Source organism: Pseudoalteromonas sp. UBA2102 (assembly GCF_002331165.1).
Lineage (GTDB): Bacteria > Pseudomonadota > Gammaproteobacteria > Enterobacterales > Alteromonadaceae > Pseudoalteromonas > Pseudoalteromonas atlantica.
Genome location: NZ_DCYU01000030.1, coordinates 20,300 through 20,941, shown reverse-complemented (window position 1 = coordinate 20,941; position 642 = coordinate 20,300). Strand labels below are relative to the sequence as shown.

At 38.2% G+C, this 642-nt stretch carries 1 protein-coding gene and 1 tRNA gene; both read left to right on the top strand.

What is annotated here, in order from left to right:
• Positions 1–113: 113 nt before the first annotated feature.
• Complete coding sequence (locus B2R65_RS03300; protein ID WP_004589025.1) at positions 114–254, top strand: hypothetical protein; 141 nt, start codon at positions 114–116, stop codon at positions 252–254.
• 220 nt (positions 255–474) lie between these two features.
• A tRNA-Ser gene (locus B2R65_RS03295) sits at positions 475–565 on the top strand.
• The last annotated feature ends 77 nt before the right edge of the window (positions 566–642 follow it).

The following is a 642-nucleotide window of genomic DNA, read 5'->3' as shown; positions in this document are numbered from 1 at the left end:
CAAATTCAGATAAAAATAACTAATAGCCAAGCCTTAGTTTATATTGTTGTATTTTTAAACAAAAAAGAGTCAAAATGCTCGCGATTTAAACACATACACCTTGGAGCAAAGACATGAACCCAATAAACACCCTAAACCAAAATGCAGCAGCCCACGTTGGCGTAAAACCAACTAACCGTAAAGCTAAAATGCTTGCTAAATTAAACCGTATGGGCAAAAAGTTAGCATTAAACAGCGCCGCGCAATACAAATAATCAACCTTGTTATGATTATTAAGCAGGGGCAGTAAACAACTAACCACTATTGAAAGCGCTTCTTTAGCTCCCTTAGTTTGCTGCCACCCTTTAATTTTTAGTTTAAATCCTTCTAATTTCCCTCTATTTACAAAAAAAAGCGTAATTACGCCTACTTTTTAAGCAAACAGTTTATTTGCTATTTACACGACGGTATCACCTAAGTATTATTCTGCGTCACGGAGAGATGGCAGAGTGGTCGAATGCACCGGTCTTGAAAACCGGCATAGGTTTGTAGCCTATCTAGGGTTCAAATCCCTATCTCTCCACCACTATTTAATTAATGGTATGAATAAACTACCGTTAATACGATCTGTTATGCGTTGGAGAGGTGTCCGAGTGGCCGAAG